The following is an 18,764-nucleotide window of genomic DNA, read 5'->3' as shown; positions in this document are numbered from 1 at the left end:
GCGGCGGCGGCGGGGGCGGCCGGAGCCGCGGCCCCGCCGGCGCCGTCCTCGATCACCGCGAGCTCGACGCCGACCTCGACGGTCTCGTCCTCGGCGACCTTGATCGAGGCGAGCACGCCGGAGGCCGGCGCCGGGATCTCGGTGTCGACCTTGTCGGTGCTGACCTCGAGGAGGGGCTCGTCGGCCTCGACGCGCTCCCCCTCCTGCTTGAGCCACCGGGTGACCGTGCCCTCGGACACGCTCTCGCCCAGGCGGGGCATCGTGACGGATACAGACATGCCTGCGGGACTCCTTCATGGTGCCCGCACGGTGCCCGCCGCCCCTTCGCCCGGCCGGCGTCTCGGCATCGCCCCGCTCGCCTGCCGCCGACCGGGGAGGGCCGTGGTCGGCGGGCAGACGGGCGGCATGGTGCCGCGACGCCGGGCGGGCGTCCGCGGGTCGGCGGTACGCCTGCGGGACGCGTGCCGGCACTGGCCGAGGCCAGGTGCCGTGCCTGGCTGGTTGCGGTGCGGCGGCGGGGCGCCGGGGTCCCGCGTGAGCGGGGATGCGCCCGGCGCCGGCCGTTCAGTCGTGCAGGTGCAGCGGCTTGCCGGCCAGGGCGAGGTGGGCCTCGCCGAGCGCCTCCGACATGGTCGGATGTGGGTGGATCAGCTGGGCGACGTCCGACGGGTACGCCTCCCAGTTCGTGATCAGCTGTGCCTCGGCGATCAGCTCGCCGACCCGGTCGCCGACCATGTGCACGCCGACCACCGGCCCGTCCTTGACGGCGATGACCGTGACCGCGCCGGCGGTCTTCAGGATCTGGGACTTCCCGTTGCCCGCGAGGTTGTAGGTCACCGAGGTGACCGCGTCCGCGCCGAACCGCTCCTTCGCGACCGCGAGCGTCACGCCGACCGAGGCCACCTCCGGGGAGGAGTACGTGACCCGGGGGACGTTGTCGTAGTCGATCGGCACCGGGTTCAGCCCGGCGAGCTGCTCGGCGACGAAGATGCCCTCGGCGAAGCCGACGTGCGCGAGCTGCAGGCCCGGACGCAGGTCGCCGATCGCCGAGATCGTCGGGATGTTGGTCCGCAGGTCGCGGTCGACGAGCACGAAGCCCCGCTCGATCGCGACGCCGACCTCGTCGTAGCCGAGCCCCTCGGAGACCGGGCCGCGGCCGACCGCGACGAGCAGCAGCTCGGCGTCCAGTGTCGAGCCGTCCTCCAGCGACACGGTCACGCCGTGGTCGGTGGTCTTCACCCCGGCGAACCGGGTCTTGAGCTTGAACTTGATGCCACGGCGGCGGAAGCCCCGCTCCAGCAGCTTCGAGCTGGACTCGTCCTCCAGCGGCACCAGATGCGGCAGGGCCTCGACGATCGTGACGTCGGCGCCGTAGGAGCGCCAGACCGACGCGAACTCGCAGCCGATCACGCCGCCGCCGAGCACGATGACCGAGCTGGGCACCCGGTCCAGCCGCAGCGCGTCCTCGCTGGCGATGACCTTCTCGTGGTCGATCTCCAGGCCGGGAAGGGACCGCGAGTAGGAACCCGTGGCCAGGATCACGTGCCGGCCCTCGATGACCCGGCCGTCGACGGCGACCGCCGTCGGGGAGACCAGCCGGCCCTCGCCGGCGACGACCTCGATGCCTCGTGCCTTGATGAGTCCCGTCAGGCCCTTGAACAGGCCGCCGACGACCGACTCCTTGTACGCGTTGACCTTGGCCATGTCGACACCGTTGAGGGTCGACAGGATGCCGAAGGTCTCGCTCTCGTGGATGTTGTCCACGATCTCCGCCGAGTGCAGCAGTGCCTTCGTCGGGATGCACCCGCGGTGGAGGCACGTGCCGCCGAGCTTGTCCTTCTCGACCAGGACAACGCTCAGTCCGAGCTCGGCGGCGCGCAGCGCGGCGGCGTATCCGCCGCTGCCGCCACCGAGGATGACAAGGTCGACGGGACCGGCCGCAGATTCTGCCACGCCAGGGGCCCCTTCTCGTTACTCGTAGCCAGCAAGGCCGCGCGGGCCGCGATCATGGTGATCCGCGTGCCCTGCCACCCGTGCGGGACCGCCGATGGTCCCGGCTGCCCAGTCTTTCACGGCATGGCCGCCTGTCGGGCATGATGTCGGCCCGTGCGAAGGGTCACGCCGCCCTGATCGGCAACTGTTGTCCGGGCAACCAGCTGTGGAACGAGCGGCGAGAGCCGCGTATGCCCCGTCGGACGGCACGGCCGCCGGCGCCCGGCGCGCCTCAGCACGCCGGGCCGCCGTGCCCCCTACTTGGGCGACGACGGGACGAAAGGCGGACGCACCACCGTCATCGTCGACCGCCGCCCGCGCACGTCCACGCCGACCTCGTCACCCTCCTGCACGGAGCGGTCGAGCAGCGCGAGGCCGATGCCGACCCGCAGGGTCGGCGAGAACGTGCCGCTGGTGACCTCGCCCACATCGGCGCCGGCGGCGTCGAGCACGCGCATGTGCGGCCGGGGAATCCCGCGGTCGGTGGCCTTCAGGCCCCACAGCAGGTGCGTCGCCCCCGCGGCCCGCTCGGCGAGCAGCGCTTCCCGGCCCCAGAACGCCTCCTTGCCCCAGCCGACCGCCCAGCCGGACCGTGCCCGCACCGGACTGATCGACAGCGACAGGTCCTGGCCGTGCAGCGGATAGCCCATCTCGGTGCGCAGCGTGTCCCGCGCGCCCAGGCCGCAGGCCCGCCCGCCGAGGCCAGCGGCGACGGCGAGCAGCTCGTCCCACAGCTCGACCGCGTCGCCCCAGCGGGGCAGCAGCTCGTAGCCGCGTTCGCCGGTGTAGCCGGAGCGGCACACGACGACAGGCCGGCCCTTCCACTCGGCGTCGCGGAACGACATGTAGTCGCCCTCGGCCGGCAGGCCCAGGGCCGCGAGCACCTCGGGCGCGCGGGGGCCCTGCACGGCGAGCACGCCGTAGGCGTCGTGCAGGCCGGTGACGGCGAGCCCGGGCGGCGCGGCGGCGGCGAGCCGGCGCACCACCTCCGCGGTGTTCGCCGCGTTCGGCACCAGGAAGACGTCGTCGTCGCCGTAGAGGTACGCGATCAGGTCGTCGACGACGCCACCGGACTCGTCACAGCACAGCGTGTACTGCGCCTGCCCCGGGCTGATACGGCCGAGGTCGTTGGTGAGGGTGGCGTTGACGAAGGCGGCGGCGCCGGAGCCGGTGACCCTGGCCTTGCCGAGGTGGCTCACGTCGAACACGCCGACGGCCTCGCGGACGGCCCTGTGCTCGGCGAGCACCCCGCCGCCGCTGTACTCGATCGGCATCTCCCAGCCGCCGAACGAGGCGAGCTTGGCGCCAGCGTCGACGTGCCGCTCGAACAGCGGCGTGCGCAGCAGCGTGGCGCCGTCGGGGGTCTCGGGGACCTCGGGGATCTCGGGATGCTCGGCCATGCCACCGCAGCGTAGTGGCGGTCGTCGGGAAGGACGTGTCGGTGGCCGTCCGCACTAGGCTTTGTGCATGACCTCCGCCTCCGCCGTCGCCGCAGCCCTCAAGACCCTGGACGTGGACGCGGTGGTGATCGGTACCGCCGCAGGCGACGACGGCCCGGTACCGCTTGGCGGCACCGCCGAGCTTGACGCGGCGCTCGGCGGCCGGCTGGCCAAGGTGCTCGCCGACGTCGGCGCGACCGGCCGGGCCGGCGATGTCGTCCGGTTCGCGACGCTCGGGGCGATCCAGGCGGGCAGCGTCGTCGCCGTCGGGGTCGGTCCGCTGCCGGCCGGCGGGGCGGCGGAGCTCGACCACGAGGCGCTGCGGCGCGCGGGCGGGGCGGCGACCCGGGCGCTCGCCGGCACCGCCAGGATCGCGACCACGCTCGCGCTCGCGGGCGGCGCGGCCACCCCCGAATCGGTGCGGGCTGCCGCCGAGGGCGCGCTGCTCGGCGCGTACAGCTTCGACGTGTTCCGGACGACGTCGGCGAAGGGCCGCCCGGCTCCGGCCGAGGAGGTCGTCGTGCTCGTCGACGAGGCGGACCCGGCGATCTCCACCGCGGTCGAGCACGCGGTGACGGTGACCGACGCGGTCCGGCTGGTGCGTGACCTGGTGAACACCCCGCCCGGGCACCTGCCGCCGGCGCGGCTCGCCGAGATCGCCGAGCAGGAGGCGGCCACGGCCGGCCTGCTCGTCGAGGTCCTGGACGAGCGGGAGCTCGCGGACGGCGGGTACGGCGGCCTGCTCGGCGTCGGGCAGGGCTCCACCAACCCGCCCCGGCTGGTGCGCCTGGAGTGGCCGGGCGCGGGCGCCGCGGACGGTGCCGAGCCGGCCCCGGTGGCGCTGGCGCTCGTCGGCAAGGGCATCACGTTCGACTCGGGCGGCCTCTCGCTCAAGCCGCCGCTGTCGATGGAGTGGATGAAGACCGACATGGCGGGCGCCGCGTCCGTGCTGGCGGCCCTCGTCGCGGCCGCGAGGCTGCGGCTGCCCGCCCGGGTGGTCGGCTGGCTCGCCTGCGCGGAGAACATGCCGAGCGGGACGGCGATCCGGCCGTCGGACGTGCTCACGCTGCGCGGCGGCACCCGGGTCGAGGTGCTCAACACCGACGCCGAAGGCCGGCTGGTTCTCGGTGACGCGCTGGTGCGGGCGGCCGAGGAGAAGCCGGCGATGATCGTCGACGTCGCGACGCTCACCGGCGCGCAGATCGTCGCGCTCGGCCAGCGCACCACCGGCCTGCTCGGCAGGGACGGCGCCGTCGAGGCGGTCGCCGCCGCGGCGCGGACCAGCGGCGAGGCCGTCTGGCCGATGCCGCTGCCGCCGGAGCTGCGCAAGGGCCTGGACTCGACGGTCGCCGACATCGCCAACGTGCCCGCGAACGGCAGCCGTGACGGCGGCATGCTCGTCGCCGGCCACTTCCTGGCCACCTTCGTGCCCACCGACGTCCCGTGGGCTCACCTGGACATCGCCGGACCGTCCTGGAACGGCGGCGAGCCCTACGGCCACACTCCCAAGGCCGCCACCGGTGCCATCACCCGCACCCTCATCCAACTGGCCGAGGACCGCGCCTCCGCTTAGGGCGAGCGCGCCGCGCGGCGCACCCCGTCCAAGGCTGGACGCACGGACGGGGGATCAGCCGCCGAGGGCGTTCTGGAGGCGGTCGGGGATGGTGAGCGCCATCGTGACGAGGGCGACGGTGACGGTGAGCTCGACGATGGCGCCGATGACCGGTTCCTGGGCACCGCCGAGGCGGCGACCCAGGAGCCGGCGCAGCAGCAGGCCGACGGCGGTGGCCAGCGCGAGGGCGACGACGGCGCGCAGCGCTCGGCTCGGGTCGCCCCCGTCGTAGTCGAGCCGGCCGGCGATGGCGGCCAGCGAGAACGACAGCGCCGTCGCGAGCGCCGCGCCGGCCGTCGACACCCGGCCCACCACGATCCGCCGGGAGGGCGCCGGCATGCCGGCCCGCGCCTCGTCGGCCCAGGCGGAGACATCCATGGCGGAGACGTCCGCGGCGGACACCGCCGACGCCTGTGGGCCATGTGGCCGGCGGGCGCCGGCGAGGGTGACGGCCAGGCGGCTGGCCAGGCAGGCGACGAGGATGCTGACCGTGCCGCGATGGGCAAGGATGGCGGTGCTCAGCGCGCAGACCTGGATCAGCACGACGAACAGCACCGCGGCCAGGCCGGCCGCGCCCACGGCGCCGCCACGGCTGTCCGCCGCCGTGGGTCCAGCCGGCGCGCCACGCCAGGCCTGGCCCGTGGCGAGAGCGTCCGCGACCGCGGCGAGGCCGGCCAGGTGACGCGCCCCGGAGGCGAGGGCGAGCAGCGCCAGACCGCCGGCGGCCGGCAGCAGCGACTGGGGCTGCCCGTCGGGCAGCCTCGCCCACAACCGGATGGAGACGACGACCACGGCCGTGACCAGGCCGAGCACCAGGCCGCCCAGGGGAGCGAGCGTCGTCAACCGGCTCGCCGCGGTACGGCTCACCGACTCGGTCGGCCGCACCGGCGCGGCGGTGAGCACGGCCAGCGTCGTGCGGGCGCTCATCAACAGGCCATCAGGTGATGTCCGCCGCATCGGCCTCACTGGCCCCGCCGTCCGCCGCCACGGCGGCGGCGAGGTCGGCGGCGGTCTCCACCGCGGCCGCCACCAGCGCGGCGGCGGCGAACGCGCCGGTCCCGTCGTCGGCGCGGATCCTCAGGTCGACCAGCGGGGACAGGCCGAGCGCCTCGACGGCGTGCCGTGCCGCCGGGTCGGGACAGTCGCTGCCCACCAGCCACCAGGCGCGGGCGCCCGGGGCCATCCGCTCCGCCGCGAGCGCCGCCGCGCAGGCCGCCGGGCCGTCGATGATGACCGGGGTGCGCCGGATGGCGGCCTGGACGAGCACGCCGGCGATGGCCGCGAGATCCGCGCCGCCGGCGACCCGCAGCACCGAACGGGCGTCGCCGGCGAACGGGCGGGTGCGGCGCAGCGCGTCCCGGATCGCCGCGGTACGCAGCATCCAGCGCGCGTCGTCGCTGCCGTCGCCGCGGTCCACCACGTCGATCGGCTCGTGGCTGCGCAGCGCCGCGATGACGACCGCGGCGGCGGTGTCCGCCCCCACGCCGAGCGCGCCCGGGATCAGCAGGTCCGCGCCCGCGTCGACCTCCTCGTCCGCGAGCAGCCGGCCGGTGGCGAACGCCTGGTCCACCTCGGCGACGGTCAGCGCGTCGTCCTGGTCGATCCGCCCGTTGCCAGCCCGCACCCGGTGGCCGCCGTCGTCCGGCCGACCCGGTCCCACGTCGCCTTCGCCGTCGACATCGCAGTCGACATCGCCTTCGACCGTCGCGCCGACGGCGATGTCGACGAGGCGCAGGCCGACGCCGGCGCGACGGGCGAGGACGGCGAGCGGCGAGGCGCCGGCGATGACGGCGGCCAGCCTGCGGGCGGTGGCGCCGGGCGGCCAGGGATACAGGCCTGCCTCGGCGATGCCGTGGTCGGCGGCCAGCAGGATGGCGCGGGCCTGGGTGATCGGCCGCGGCGGCGAGGTGCCCTGGGCCGCGGCGAGCCAGACGGCCACCTCGGAGAGCTTGCCGAGCGAACCCCGCGGCAGGCCGAGCGCGCGTGCCCGGCGGTGCGCGGCGGCCTGCTCGGCGGCGGCCGCGGCGGCGTCCGGCTCGGGCACGTCGCCGATGCCGGCCGAGACGCTCGCCCAGCTGGCCGCCGCAGCGGGCGTCACCTCGGCGGTCGGCTCTCCGGCCGAGGACGCCCCGGTCGCGTCGGTCAGCGGATTCTCCACGAGGTCTTACTACCTGATTGCCCGCGCCTCGGACCGCGCGCCCCCGTGACCGACCAGACGCCGGGGCCGACCGGCGCGAGTAACACCGGATCGGGTGAGCGACACAACCGGCGAGCAAGGAGGGCGATCAGGGTGGGCCGAAGGCGGTAGTTTCCGGATGTGTCGCTGGTTCCAGATCGGCGGGAAGTCGTCCCGCGGTGGTGGGGGGCGGGCGACCGGCGGCGGGTGTTCCTCAGCCATACATCCGAGCTCCGGGCCTACCCGCGCGACCTGTCGTTCGTCGCCGCGGCGGAGCGTGCCGTGGCCCGGGCTGGTGACCTCGCCGTCGACATGGCCTACTTCGGCGCCCGCGACGACCCACCGGCCGAGTTCTGCGCCGAGCAGGTCCGGGCGAGCGACGTCTACGTCGGCCTGATCGGCTTCCGATACGGCACCCCGGTGCGCGAGCGGCCGGACCTGTCCTACACCGAGGTCGAGTTCGAGGCGGCCACCGAGGCCGGCATCCCACGGCTGATGTTCCTGCTCGCCGAGGACGCCCTCGTGCCGTTCCAGGAGTTCTCCGACATCGTTTACGGCGACCGCCAGCGCGGATTCCGGGAACGGCTGAACGGCGTCGGCCTCATCACCACGAGCTTCCGGACGCCGGCCGACCTCGAGACGGCGGTCCTCGACGCCCTGGTCAAGCTGCGTGAGCGCGAGCGCCGCGAGCGCGAGGAAGCCGCCGCCGCCCTGCCGAACGGCAATGCCCTGGGCCCCGGACCCGCCGTGGTCATCGTCGGGGTCGGCGCGATCGGCCCCGACGCGGCGCAGGCGGGCACCGGGCCGCGCCGACCGTGGATGGTGCCATCGGCGCACGGCAAGGTCGTCGCCCGGCCGGAGCTCACCGAGGCCGTTCTCGCCCGGCTGCTGGCCCACGCCGCCGGCACCATCGCGCCAGCCGACGGCACCATCGCGCCATCCCTACGCGCCATCGCGCCGCCCGCCAGCGCCACCCTCGCCGCCACGGACGAGGACTCCTACTCGGACGAGATCACCCTGCCGGCCCCCCCGCCACCCGCGCTGGCCCCGCCACCCGCGCTGGCCCCGCCACCAGCGCTGGGCAGGCCGCCGGTCTCCCCCGCCGGGGGGCACCTGCCCGCCGTGCCGCGGCTGCCGGCCGTGCCGCCGGAGGGAGGCACCGGGGGGACGGGCGGCTTCCCGACCGTCGCCGCCGGCTCGGCGCCGGGAGAGGCGACCCAGGGCGCGGCCCGGCCGCGGATCGTGGTGCTGCGCGGGGTCGGCGGCTTCGGGAAGACCACGCTCGCGGCGGAGGTCTGCCGGCGCCCGGAGATCGTCGGCGCGTTCCCCGGCGGGGTGCTGTGGGTGACCGTCGGTGAGTCGGTGACCGGCGCGAACCTCGCGGACAAGGTCAACGACCTGAGCGAGGCCCTGTCCGGCGCCCGGCCGGCGCTCGCCGACCCCGAGCAGGCCGGGTTCCGCCTCGGCGAGCTGCTCGGCGCGCCGCGGCGACTGCTCGTCGTCGACGACGTCTGGACCCGCGCGCAGCTCGCGCCGTTCCTGCAGGGCGGCCCAGGCTGCGTCCGGCTGGTCACCACCCGGATGCGGGACCTGCCGCCGGACCTCGCCGCCGCCGACACCGTCGAGGTGCTGGCGATGTCCGACGCGGAGGCGGCCCGCCTGCTCACCCTCGACCTCGCCCCGCGGCCAGGGGAGACGTCCACCGGGGAGACCGTCTCGCACGTCGCCGAGGACGAGGACGGGGACCGGGACGCGGCCGCCGTGCTGGGCCTCGTGCTGCCGGCCGACCGGGCTCGCCGCCTGCTGGACGCGACCGGGCGCTGGCCGGTGCTGCTGCGGCTGGTCAACCGGGCGCTCGTCCGGCTGGTGCGCGAGGGCGTGCCACCGCCGCGCGCGGCCGACCGGGTGCTCGCCCGGCTGGCACGCCGTGGCCCGACGGCGTTCGACGTCACCCGGCTCGAGGATCGCAACCAGGCGGTCGGCGCCACCCTGTCGGCGAGCGTCGGCCTGCTCACCGGCGACGAGCTCGACCGGTACCTGGAGCTCGCCGTCTTCCCCGAGGACGTCGAGATCCCCCGCTATGTCCTCGACGCGTACTGGGGCGCCACCGGCGAGCTCACCGCCGACGAGGTCGACGACCTGTGCCAGGAGCTCGTCGACCTGTCGCTGGTGCTCGCCTACCGCCGGCACCCGCCCGCGCTGCTGATGCAGGACGTGCTGCGCTCCTACCTGCGCGTCCGCGTCGGCCCGAGGCGGCTGCGTGAGCTGCACGGGTTGCTGTGCGACGCGCTTCGAGCCCGGCTGCTCGCGCCGGGCCGGCCGCCGGCCGCCGGCGCCGCGGACACCGACGACGTCCTGACCTACGGCTACGACCTCGCGGACAACGACAACTACGACGGCGACGCCGCGGGTGACACCGAACGCCCGGGCCCCGGTGACGAAGCGGCGGACGCCGCCACGCCCGCGGCCTGGTGGGAGCTGCCGAGCCGGGCCGGCTATGTGTGGACGAACCTGGTCGCGCACCTCGTCGGCGCCGGCCGCGCCGGCGAGGCGCTCGCGCTGCTGCGGGACCTGCGCTGGACGATCGCCAAGCTCGCCCGGCCGAGCCTCGGCCTGGTCGCCGTCGACGCGGACCTGGCGCTCGCCACCGAGCTGGACCCGACGGACCCGGCGCTGCGGGCGTTGCGCCGGGTGCTGCGCCAGACCGCGCACCTGTTCGGCCCCACCGATCCGCCGGGCGCCCTGAGCGCGGTGCTGACGAGCCGGCTCGACGGCATCCCCGCGCTCGCCGACGCCCGCGCCCAGCTCGCCGCCACGGTGCGCGGGCCGCGGCTGGTCAATCGTTGGAGCCTGCCCGACCAGCCCCACCCCGGGCTCGTCCGGGTGCTCCAGGCCCACCGCCCGTCGGTCAACGCCTGCGCGGTGGCGCCGTCGGGCGGCTGGCTGGCCTGCGCCGGCGACGACGGCACCGTCCAGATCTGGGACGCGGACGCGTCGGCGGCCCGCGCCGTGCTGACCGGCCACACCGGCGCCGTGCACACCTGCGTGATCTCGCCGGACGGCCGCTTCCTCGTGTCGGGCGGCGCGGACCGGGTGGTCCGGGTCTGGGACGCCCGCGGCGGACCCGCCCGGTTCGAGCTGCGCGGCCACAACGGGGAGGTGCGCGGCGCCGCCGTCGCCCCGTCCGGCGCCTGGTTCGCGACCTGCGGCGACGACGGCGTCGTCCGCTGCTGGCGGGCCCGCAGCGGCCTGCCCGGCCCGATGATCGTGGTGACCCCGGGCCGGCGGTTGCGCGACTGCGCGGTCGCGCCCCATGGCTCGCTGCTCGCCGTGGCGTGCGAGGACGGGACGATCCGGCTGTTCGACATCCGCCAGGGCGGCGCCCCGGCCGGCGAGCTGCGCGGGCACCGCGGTCCCGTGCGCCGGCTCGCCGTCTGCGACGGGCCGGCCTGGCTGGTGTCCGCCGGGGAGGACGGCACGGTCCGGCGGTGGGATCCGGCGGCCCGTGCCGCCGTCGCGCGCTACGAGGTGGGCGCCGCGGCGCGCGGCTGCGCGGTCACCGCGGACGGCGCGGCCGTGGCCGCGACCGCGGCCGACGGTGTCGTGCGGCTGTGGGACACGGCGACCGGCGCGCGCCGGCAACTGGTCGGTCCGAGCGGGACGGCGGCGGTCTGCGCGATCGCCCCGGACGGGAGCTGGCTGGTCTCCGCCGGCCGGCACGGGGCGCTGCGGATCTGGGACGTCGGGCTCGCCGACCCGGGCGTCGCGGCGAGTGGCCGGGACGAGGGGATGCGCGCCTGCGTCGCGAGCTCGGACGGGCGCTGGGTGGTCTCCGTCTCCGAGGACGCCACGGCCGTCCAGTGGGACGTCGCCACGGCCGAGCAGGGGGCCGCGCTGGTGGGGGAGCGGCTCAACCCCGTCCGCGGCGGCGCGGTCGCCCCCGACGACAGCTGGGTGGCGCTGCCCGGCCGGGACGGCGGCGTCCGGCTGTGGGAGCCGACGACCGGCGTCGTCCGCGCGGTGCTGACCTCGCCGAGCGAGGTCCGCGGCTTCGCCGCGTCGCCCGACGGTTCCTGGCTGGTCGGCGCGTGCGCGGACGGCGTCGTGCGAATGTGGGACACCCAGAGCGGCGAGTGGCTCGCCTCGTTCGCCGGTGGCGGTGGCCGCGGGGGTGCCGGTGGGCCCGACGGAGCCGGTGGTCGCCGGGCGGGCGCGCCGCCGCGTGCGTTCGTCAGCCAGCCTTCGACCACCCAGCCGTCGACCACGGGCCGGCGGGCCCGGTACCTGGACGACGCGGACAGGTACCCGACCGATCCGTACCCCGAAGATCCTTACTATGCCGAGGCCTCCTCCGCGGACGGGGAGACCGGTGGCGGTGGCGCCGGGCACACCTGCGTCGTCGCCCCTGACGGCACCTGGGTGGCCGCTGGCGGCACGGACCGGGAGATCCGGGTCTGGGATGTCATCACGCTGGAGCCGGTGGCCCTGCTCACCGGGCACACCAACGAGGTGCTGGGCCTCACCGTCGCGCCGGACGGGCGTTTCCTGGTCTCCGCCGGCGCCGACCACACGCTGAGGGTCTGGTGGACCGACGGCTGGCTCGCGGGGCCGGTGCTGGCCGGGCACACCCACACGGTCCGGGGCGCGGCGGTCAGCCCCGACGGGGCGTATCTCGCCAGCGCCGGTGGCGACGGCTCGGTGCGAATCTGGGAGACGGAGCGCTGGCGGTGCGTCACGCTCATGCGGTTCGACGGCGCGGCCAGGGACTGCGGCTGGCTGCCCGACTCGCGCGGCCTCGCCGTGGCCGCCTCCGGCGGCCTCTACCTCTACGAGCTGCGCCTCGACTAGCCCCGGCCCGGCCCGGCCTCAGCCGAGGTTGGGTGGGGTGAGGGCCGCGGCCGCCGACGCCATGACGACGAGCATGAGCGCGAGTGCCGAGACGGCGTCCAACCTGGCTCGCGCAGCCCTGGCCCGCGCGGCCGGTGGACGGGACCGCGCGGAACGCCCGGTGATGACGACGACCAGCGCGACCACGCCGACCAGCACCGCCAGCCGACCGGAGACGCCGTCCGCCGGGACCCAGCCAAGCCCGGCCCACAGACCTATGAGCACAGCCAGGGCGCGTCCCGCGCGAACGCCGCGGCCACGGACGCCGTGGCGAGTCCCGCACGTCACGGCAGGGAAGTACCCACAGCGACAGATCCGGACGCCGGTGCCCAGCGGGGCGGGCGGAAGGACCCGCCCGGCTTCTCCCGTTCGCCGGGTTCTTCTCAGCCCGACGCGGGAAGCGTCACGGTGGCGCGCCCGCCAGGAGTGGCCTCGAGGACCGCGCCGTCCGGGAGCAGATCGACGCCGATCGCGGCGAGGCGCTCGGCGAGCGCCGGCCCGGGTGGGTTGCGGTGGCTCAGGTGGACGGCCACGACGGTCGAGGTGTCGGTCAGGGCGTCGCGCGCCCGGAGCCGCTCGAGGTCGGTGGTGAACGTCGCGAGGTCGAGATGGTCGCCGAAGCCGGGCCGGTCGCCGTTGTTCTCCTCGACGAGCGCCACGTCGAACGCGCGGCCGGCCAGCGCCTCGACGGTCGCCGTGGTCAGCGGACCGGTGTCGCAGGCATAGAGCAGCCGGGCGCCGTCCGGGCCGGTGATGTCGTAGAGCACCGCCGGGCCGATCGAGGCGTCCCCGTGGGTCGCCGCCACCGGAACCACCCGGTAGCCGTCCCCATCCCCGTCCTTGTCCGGACCGTCGAGCCGGATGGGGCTGCCGGCCAGGGCGGGCCTGGGGCGCAGGGGCGAGCCGGCCTCGCCGGGCGCCCTTCCCTCCCAGCGGGTCAGGAAGGCCGCGATGGCGTCGAGCACCGCCGGCGGCCCGACGACGTCGAGCGGGCGGGTCGCCGCGGTGCTCCAGGATCGCCACATCAGTGCCTCCGGCCCGACGTGGTCCGGATGGGCATGCCCGACCAGGAGATGACGCAGGCCCTCCAGCCCGACTCCGAACCGGGCCGCGGCGCGCGGCACATCCGGGCCGATGTCGACCAGCACGGCATCGTCGAGCAGCACGCCCGTCTGCCCTCGGGCGTTGCCGGTGTCGCGCGCCCAGGCGCACGACGGGCAGGCACACCAGGGGTTCGGCCAGCCGTCGGCCGAGCCGGTGCCCAGCAGGGTGACGCGCACTTCTCCCGCTCTCTGCCGCCCGACGGTGGCGACCCTGCCGGGCCGCGCTCAGACGTGCGGGTGGCGCTTGCGCTCCGCGAGCGTCATGAGCGTCAGCACGATGCCAAGCACGATGATCGAGCCAAATGTGAGGAGCGCCACGACCCAGGGGGCGAACCCGCTGTCGCTGTGCTGGGCCGCCTCGGCGAGCTGTGTGACCACGTGGACATTCCTCCGCTTCTGATGCTGACCTGCGCGTCACGGTGCCGATGCGCCGGAGGCCCGCCGGCCAGCCGGCCCGTTCGCCGCCGCGTCCGTCCGGGTCCGCCGACCGGCCCTCCCGCGGACGGCCGCTGGTGGAGCGGGGCGTTTGGCGGGGCGCCGCGCCTACGGTAGCCAATCGGAAGTAATTCGTGCCGACGTTGCGGACCGGCGACGTTACCGACCTAGCGCACATCCTGGCCCGACCGCCCCGCCCGAGGCCAGTGACGATTGGATGGCACATGGACGGCGGGATGCCGCCGACGATCGTGGCGTGTTCACGAGGAGGTGCGCGGGTGAGCTGGACCTGGCGGTACGAGAGTGATGACGGTGCGTCGGTGACGGTGGCCGGGGCGTCTGGGTCCGAGTCGTTCCCGAGCCAGGGCGACGCGGAGACCTGGATAGGGGAGGCCTGGTCCGAGCTGCTCGAGGGCGGCGTCACCCAGGTCACGCTGTCCGAGGCGGGCCGCAAGGTCTACGGCCCGATGAGTCTGCGCCCGACGACCTGAGCCTGACGACCTGAGCTACCGGCGCGAGGCGGTCAGCCCGCTCGTCGGCGAGGTCCGGGTCGCCGAGGCCAACTAAGTTAGCCTCGGCCGTTGACAAGGCTAACGGCGTTAGCCATAGTGGGGCTAACGCTGTTAGCTACCCATTTGGGAGTCATCATGAACGAGGCCCTGCCCGCCGCCGAGTCCGCCGGTTCCGTCGAGCCCGCCGGTTCCACTGGTTCCGTCGAGCCCGCCGGTACCGCTGCGCCGGGTGCCCCGGCGCATTACCAGGCGCCCGGTGCGTTCACCCGCAAGGTCTTCAACCGTCTGGTCGCGGCCCTCACCCGGCGCGGGGTGAGCGTGCTCGGCAGCCGGGTGCTCGAGGTGCGTGGCCGGACCAGTGGTGAGCCGCGGCGCACCCCCGTCAACCTGCTTGTCCTCGATGGTCGGGAGTACCTGGTGTCACCGCGCGGACACGGGCAGTGGGTCCGCAACGTGCGGGCGGCCGATGGCGAGCTGCACCTGCTGCTCGGTCGGTCCCGGGCCCACTACCGGGCCACGGAGCTGGCCGACGAGGAGAAGGTCCAGGTGCTGCGCGCCTACCTCAAGCGGTGGAAGGCTGAGGTCGGCGTCTTCTTCGGCGGCGTGGGACCCGACTCGTCCGACGAGGAACTCGCCGCGATCGCCCCCCGCCACCCGGCCTTCGTGCTGGAGCGGATCGCCTGACCGTCCGCCCGCCCCAGGAGGTGCGTCCGTTGATGTCCCAGGCCGCGGTCTCGGCCGAGGCGACGGCGGTGGGTTCCGGCGGGGAGCCGGCCAGGCTGCCGCTGCCGCTGCCCCGGATCGCGGTGCGGCCGGAGCCGTCGGAACGGTCGGAGCGGGTGCGCGAGATCGTCGCCGCCGGCCTCAGGCTGCTCGCGGCGGAGGGAGCGGACGCGTTGACGATGCGCCGCCTCGGCGACGAGATCGGCATTCGGGCGGCGTCGCTCTACAAGCACCTGCCGGGCAAACCCGCGCTGGAGGTGGCGCTCGTCGAGACCGGCCTGTTCGGTATGGGCGACGCGCTGCACGCCGTCGTCGACGCGGCGAGCCCCGCGGGTGTCGTCGCCGCGCTGCTGGCCGAGTACCGGCGGTTCGCGCTCGCGAGCGCCAACCTCTACCGGCTCGCCACCTCCGGCCGCATCGACCGGAGTCTGCTCACCCCCGGTCTGGACGACTGGTCGGGCGAGCCGTTCTACCGAGCGACCGGTGACCCCTGGGTCGCTCAGGCCCTGTTCGCCGCGGCGCACGGGGCGGTGATCCTGGAGATGGACAACGCCTACAACAACATGTCCGACCTGGACGCGACGTGGCGGGCACTCGCCAGGGCCTTCACCACCTGACCCGCCACCCGCCGGGCGAACACAGATCGCGTCAGCTGAGTGACCCCATAGGCAGTCTGCGTCGACACGGTTCTACCTGGTAGTCGGCCTATTGGGGTGCCAGCCACCACGGTTGAGGTCTGGCTAACGTACGGCGACGCCGCCGAGGGCCTCGTCGATGCGGGTGAGGATCTCCGGGGCGAGGGTGACGCCGGCGGCCTTGACGTTCTCGCGGACCTGCTCGGGCCGGGACGCTCCGATGATCGCGGACGCGACGTTCTCGTTCTGCAGCACCCACGCGACGGCCAGCTGAGCGAGCGAGAGCCCGGCGTCGTCGGCGACCGGGCGCAGGTTCTGCACGGCGGTCAGCACGTCGTCGCCCATCAGCCGCTCGATGAAGGCGGCGCCGGTGCCGCCGGTGGCCCGGCTGCCGGGCGGCGGCGGCTGCCCGGGGAGGTACTTGCCGGTCAGCACGCCCTGCGCGATGGGCGACCAGACGATCTGCGAGACGCCTGCCTTGGCGGACGCCGGCACGATCTCGGCCTCGATCGTGCGTACGAGCGCCGAGTACTGCGGCTGGTTGGAGATGATCCGGTCCAGGCCCATCTCGCCGGCCAGCCGCACCGCCTCGGTGATCTGTCCGGCGGACCACTCGGAGACGCCGATGTAGAGCGTCTTGCCGGCGCGCACCAGGTCGTCGAACGCCCGCAGCGTCTCCTCGAGCGGCACCGTCGGGTCGTAGCGATGCGCCTGGTACAGGTCGACGTAGTCGGTGCGCAGCCGCTTCAACGAGGCGTTCATCGACTCGATGATGTGCTTGCGGCCCAGGCCCTTGTCGTTCTGGCCGGGGCCGGTCGGCCAGAAGACCTTGGTCGCGAGCTCGTAGGACTCGCGCCGGACGCCGGCGAGCGCCTCGCCCAGCACGGTCTCGGCCCGTCCGCCGGCGTAGACGTCGGCGGTGTCGAAGGTCGTGATGCCCTCGTCGAAGGCGGCGCGCACGCAGGCGATCGCCTGCTCGGCCTCGATCTGGTCACCGTGGGTGATCCAGTTTCCATATGAGATCTGGCTGACGGTCAGGCCGCTGCGCCCTAGGCGTCGATACTCCACACCGCCGACTCTAGGACCCGTACAGACGATCGAACCTCACGGTTCCACCTCGACGGCGGGGCGCGGGGCGTCGCGTGCCCCGCCCCGCCCTACCTTTCGCCGCGCGCGACCCGGGGCGGTGGCATACGCCAGCGGCGCGGGACCAGCGAGCGCTGCACGGCGTAGACCTTGACCTTCACCCGTGAGTCCGGGTAGCGCTCCTGGACCGCCCTGCTGACCTTGCGGACGAGGAAGAAGCCATCGATGGCCACCGCGGCGATGCCGACGATCATCACGTAGACGGCGACCAGCCGGATGTAACCGTTCGGCACGATCCCGCCGATGAAGTAGACGACGATCGCGACCAGGAAGAACGAGCCGGCGTTGATCCGGCTGTCCACGATGTCGCGGGCCAGCACCCGCTCCGGCACGCGCTCCCGCGCGGGCATCTTCGACAGGTCGCCCGAACGCAGCGCGGCCCGTTGCTCGGCCATCGCGCGGCGGCGGTCGCCCTTGTCGCGCTGACGACCTTCCTTGGTGTTCGCCGCCGAGCCGAGGGTGCCGACCGTCGAGCGGGCCGCGCGCGCCTCCGAGCGTTTCGGCGTCGGCCGGCCCTTCTTGGCCGTCATCCGGGCGTCCGGAGAGGCGTACTCGTCGACGTCGACCTCGACCTCCGCGCCGGAGTCCTCCGGCGCGGTGTCGCGCGACCGCTTTCTGAGGCCGATCATGGCCATTACGGGAGAGCCAACATCTGGTCGAGGGCCTTTCGGGCATAGGTGGCCACGTCCGGTGCGACCGTGATCCGGTTGACCGGCTCGCCGCGGACGAGGGACTCCAGCGCCCACACGAGGTGTGGCATGTCGATGCGGTTCATTGTGGAGCAGAAGCACACGGTGCGGTCCAGGAAGACGATGTTCTTGTCAGGGTGGCGGTTCGCGAGCCGCTGCACCAGGTTGAGCTCGGTGCCGATCGCGAACGAGGAACCGGCCGGGGCCGCGTCCACCACCTTGATGATGTACTCCGTCGATCCGACCAGGTCGGCGGCGGTCACCACCTCGCGCTTGCATTCGGGGTGTACCAGAACACTTACCCCAGGGACCCGCGCCCGTACCTCGTCGACGCAGTCGCGGCTGAACCGGCCGTGCACCGAGCAGTGGCCCCGCCAGAGGATCATCTTCGCGTCCCGCAGCTGAGCGGGGGTGAGGCCCCCGTTCGGGCGGCGCGGGTCGTAGACGACGCAGTCCGCCTCGGTCAACCCGAGCTCACCGACCGCGGTGTTGCGGCCCAGGTGCTGGTCGGGCAGGAACAGCACGCGCTGGCCGCCGCGCTCGGGGCCGAACGCCCAGTCGAGCGCGCGTCGAGCATTCGACGACGTGCAGACCGTGCCGCCGTGGCGGCCCGTGAACGCTTTGATCGCGGCTGAGGAGTTCATGTAGGTCACCGGCACGGTGCCCTCGGCCGCGCCCGCGTCGAGCAGGTCGTCCCAGGCCTGTTCGACCTGCTCGGCGGTGGCCATGTCGGCCATCGAGCAGCCCGCCGCCAGGTCCGGGAGGATCACCCCTTGGTGCGGCGCGGTCAGGATGTCGGCACTCTCGGCCATGAAGTGCACGCCACAGAACACGATGTGCTCGGCCTCGGGCCGGGCCGCGGCCTGCTGGGCGAGCTTGAACGAGTCGCCGGTGACGTCCGCGAACGCGATCACGTCGTCGCGCTGGTAGTGGTGGCCGAGGACGAAGACCTTCTCGCCCAGTGCCGCCTTCGCCGCGGCGGCCCGCTCGGCCAGCGCCGGGTCGGCCGCCGCGGGCAGCGCGCCGGGGCAGTCGACGCCGCGTTCGCTGTCGGCGTCGGTCCCGTGGCCGAGCAGGAGCAGGGCCAGCGGTGACGGGGTCACACCGAGGCGTTCCAGAGTCGGGTTGGTCGTCATGGCAGGCCCCCTTGGGCGGTGCGCCGTGTACGAGGACGCCCCCACCGGCCGGCCCTCGCCGGCCCCTGGGACGCCCCTCGGCCCTGGACGTTCGGGGCTCGTGGGGCGGGACACCGGGCTGGCTCTGGCGCGTTCTGTGGGGAGGTCGGTCGACATATGGTCGAAGAGACTCTAACTCATTAATGGTCGACGAGACACTAACTGCGGTCTGCGGGCCATGCGTGGTTTGTCGCGGAGTCGCCCCGCGGTCACCTTCCCGACAGTTCTGCCGGGCCGCGG

General features: G+C 74.7%; 15 protein-coding genes and 1 pseudogene. 5 read left to right on the top strand and 11 right to left on the bottom strand.

Going from position 1 to position 18,764, the window contains the following annotated elements:
* The 3 genes and pseudogenes from FRCN3DRAFT_RS50855 to gcvT form a co-directional block, all read right to left on the bottom strand.
* Window positions 1–278 (bottom strand): annotated as a pseudogene (locus tag FRCN3DRAFT_RS50855) (biotin/lipoyl-containing protein); the annotation flags it as partial.
* 286 nt (window positions 279–564) lie between these two features.
* Window positions 565–1,953 carry a dihydrolipoyl dehydrogenase gene (gene lpdA, locus FRCN3DRAFT_RS0238935; RefSeq protein WP_007516262.1) on the bottom strand — a complete coding sequence of 463 codons (1,389 nt, stop codon included), beginning with the start codon at window positions 1,951–1,953 and terminating at the stop codon, window positions 565–567.
* Between the two features lie 296 nt (window positions 1,954–2,249).
* Window positions 2,250–3,392: a glycine cleavage system aminomethyltransferase GcvT gene (gene gcvT, locus FRCN3DRAFT_RS0238930; protein WP_007516263.1), complete on the bottom strand. Its 1,143-nt coding sequence runs from the start codon at window positions 3,390–3,392 to the stop codon at window positions 2,250–2,252.
* 67 nt (window positions 3,393–3,459) lie between these two features.
* Between gcvT and FRCN3DRAFT_RS0238925 the strand changes: the two genes are divergently transcribed.
* A complete protein-coding gene (locus tag FRCN3DRAFT_RS0238925; RefSeq protein WP_007516264.1) occupies window positions 3,460–5,004 on the top strand; it encodes a leucyl aminopeptidase in 1,545 nt (514 codons plus the stop codon).
* 54 nt (window positions 5,005–5,058) lie between these two features.
* Here the strand turns inward: FRCN3DRAFT_RS0238925 and FRCN3DRAFT_RS0238920 are convergent, their stop codons facing one another.
* The gene (locus FRCN3DRAFT_RS0238920) at window positions 5,059–5,970 is read right to left on the bottom strand and encodes an adenosylcobinamide-GDP ribazoletransferase (RefSeq protein WP_007516265.1); all 912 of its coding nucleotides are present in this window, start codon (window positions 5,968–5,970) and stop codon (window positions 5,059–5,061) included.
* A 10-nt stretch (window positions 5,971–5,980) separates the two neighbouring features.
* Window positions 5,981–7,201 carry a nicotinate-nucleotide--dimethylbenzimidazole phosphoribosyltransferase gene (locus FRCN3DRAFT_RS0238915; protein ID WP_007516266.1) on the bottom strand — a complete coding sequence of 407 codons (1,221 nt, stop codon included), beginning with the start codon at window positions 7,199–7,201 and terminating at the stop codon, window positions 5,981–5,983.
* A gap of 159 nt (window positions 7,202–7,360) precedes the next feature.
* On the opposite strand from FRCN3DRAFT_RS0238915, the gene FRCN3DRAFT_RS0238910 reads away from it, so the two are divergent.
* On the top strand, window positions 7,361–12,067 hold the full coding sequence (locus FRCN3DRAFT_RS0238910; RefSeq protein WP_007516268.1) for an NB-ARC domain-containing protein: 4,707 nt from the start codon (window positions 7,361–7,363) through the stop codon (window positions 12,065–12,067).
* Window positions 12,068–12,085: 18 nt separating this feature from the next.
* Here FRCN3DRAFT_RS0238910 and FRCN3DRAFT_RS0238905 read toward each other — a convergent pair whose 3' ends face one another.
* From FRCN3DRAFT_RS0238905 to FRCN3DRAFT_RS55640, 3 genes are all read right to left on the bottom strand, one after another.
* Window positions 12,086–12,331 carry a hypothetical protein gene (locus tag FRCN3DRAFT_RS0238905; protein ID WP_007516269.1) on the bottom strand — a complete coding sequence of 82 codons (246 nt, stop codon included), beginning with the start codon at window positions 12,329–12,331 and terminating at the stop codon, window positions 12,086–12,088.
* 158 nt (window positions 12,332–12,489) lie between these two features.
* On the bottom strand, window positions 12,490–13,386 hold the full coding sequence (locus FRCN3DRAFT_RS48430) for an MBL fold metallo-hydrolase (protein WP_007516270.1): 897 nt from the start codon (window positions 13,384–13,386) through the stop codon (window positions 12,490–12,492).
* Window positions 13,387–13,434: 48 nt separating this feature from the next.
* Window positions 13,435–13,587, bottom strand: a complete 153-nt coding sequence (locus FRCN3DRAFT_RS55640; protein WP_007516271.1) for a hypothetical protein — start codon at window positions 13,585–13,587, stop codon at window positions 13,435–13,437.
* A gap of 335 nt (window positions 13,588–13,922) precedes the next feature.
* Here FRCN3DRAFT_RS55640 and FRCN3DRAFT_RS0238890 point away from each other — a divergent pair, with 335 nt between their 5' ends.
* The 3 genes from FRCN3DRAFT_RS0238890 (at window position 13,923) to FRCN3DRAFT_RS0238880 (ending at window position 15,496) form a co-directional block, all read left to right on the top strand.
* Window positions 13,923–14,135: a hypothetical protein gene (locus FRCN3DRAFT_RS0238890; protein ID WP_007516272.1), complete on the top strand. Its 213-nt coding sequence runs from the start codon at window positions 13,923–13,925 to the stop codon at window positions 14,133–14,135.
* 156 nt (window positions 14,136–14,291) lie between these two features.
* A complete protein-coding gene (locus tag FRCN3DRAFT_RS0238885; protein WP_007516273.1) occupies window positions 14,292–14,840 on the top strand; it encodes a nitroreductase/quinone reductase family protein in 549 nt (182 codons plus the stop codon).
* Window positions 14,841–14,872: 32 nt separating this feature from the next.
* Entirely contained in the window at window positions 14,873–15,496 is a 624-nt protein-coding gene (locus tag FRCN3DRAFT_RS0238880) for a TetR/AcrR family transcriptional regulator (protein WP_007516274.1), read from the top strand.
* A gap of 123 nt (window positions 15,497–15,619) precedes the next feature.
* Here the strand turns inward: FRCN3DRAFT_RS0238880 and FRCN3DRAFT_RS0238875 are convergent, their stop codons facing one another.
* From FRCN3DRAFT_RS0238875 to nadA, 3 genes are all read right to left on the bottom strand, one after another.
* Window positions 15,620–16,582: an aldo/keto reductase family protein gene (locus FRCN3DRAFT_RS0238875; RefSeq protein ID WP_007516275.1), complete on the bottom strand. Its 963-nt coding sequence runs from the start codon at window positions 16,580–16,582 to the stop codon at window positions 15,620–15,622.
* A gap of 89 nt (window positions 16,583–16,671) precedes the next feature.
* On the bottom strand, window positions 16,672–17,289 hold the full coding sequence (locus FRCN3DRAFT_RS0238870; RefSeq protein WP_051467646.1) for a DUF3043 domain-containing protein: 618 nt from the start codon (window positions 17,287–17,289) through the stop codon (window positions 16,672–16,674).
* A gap of 5 nt (window positions 17,290–17,294) precedes the next feature.
* Window positions 17,295–18,485: a quinolinate synthase NadA gene (gene nadA, locus FRCN3DRAFT_RS0238865; protein ID WP_007516277.1), complete on the bottom strand. Its 1,191-nt coding sequence runs from the start codon at window positions 18,483–18,485 to the stop codon at window positions 17,295–17,297.
* Window positions 18,486–18,764 lie beyond the last annotated feature (279 nt).

Origin of the sequence: Pseudofrankia saprophytica (genome assembly GCF_000235425.2) — a bacterium.
GTDB classification, from domain to species: domain Bacteria; phylum Actinomycetota; class Actinomycetes; order Frankiales; family Frankiaceae; genus Pseudofrankia; species Pseudofrankia saprophytica.
This window is presented reverse-complemented; position numbering and strand designations above follow the sequence as displayed.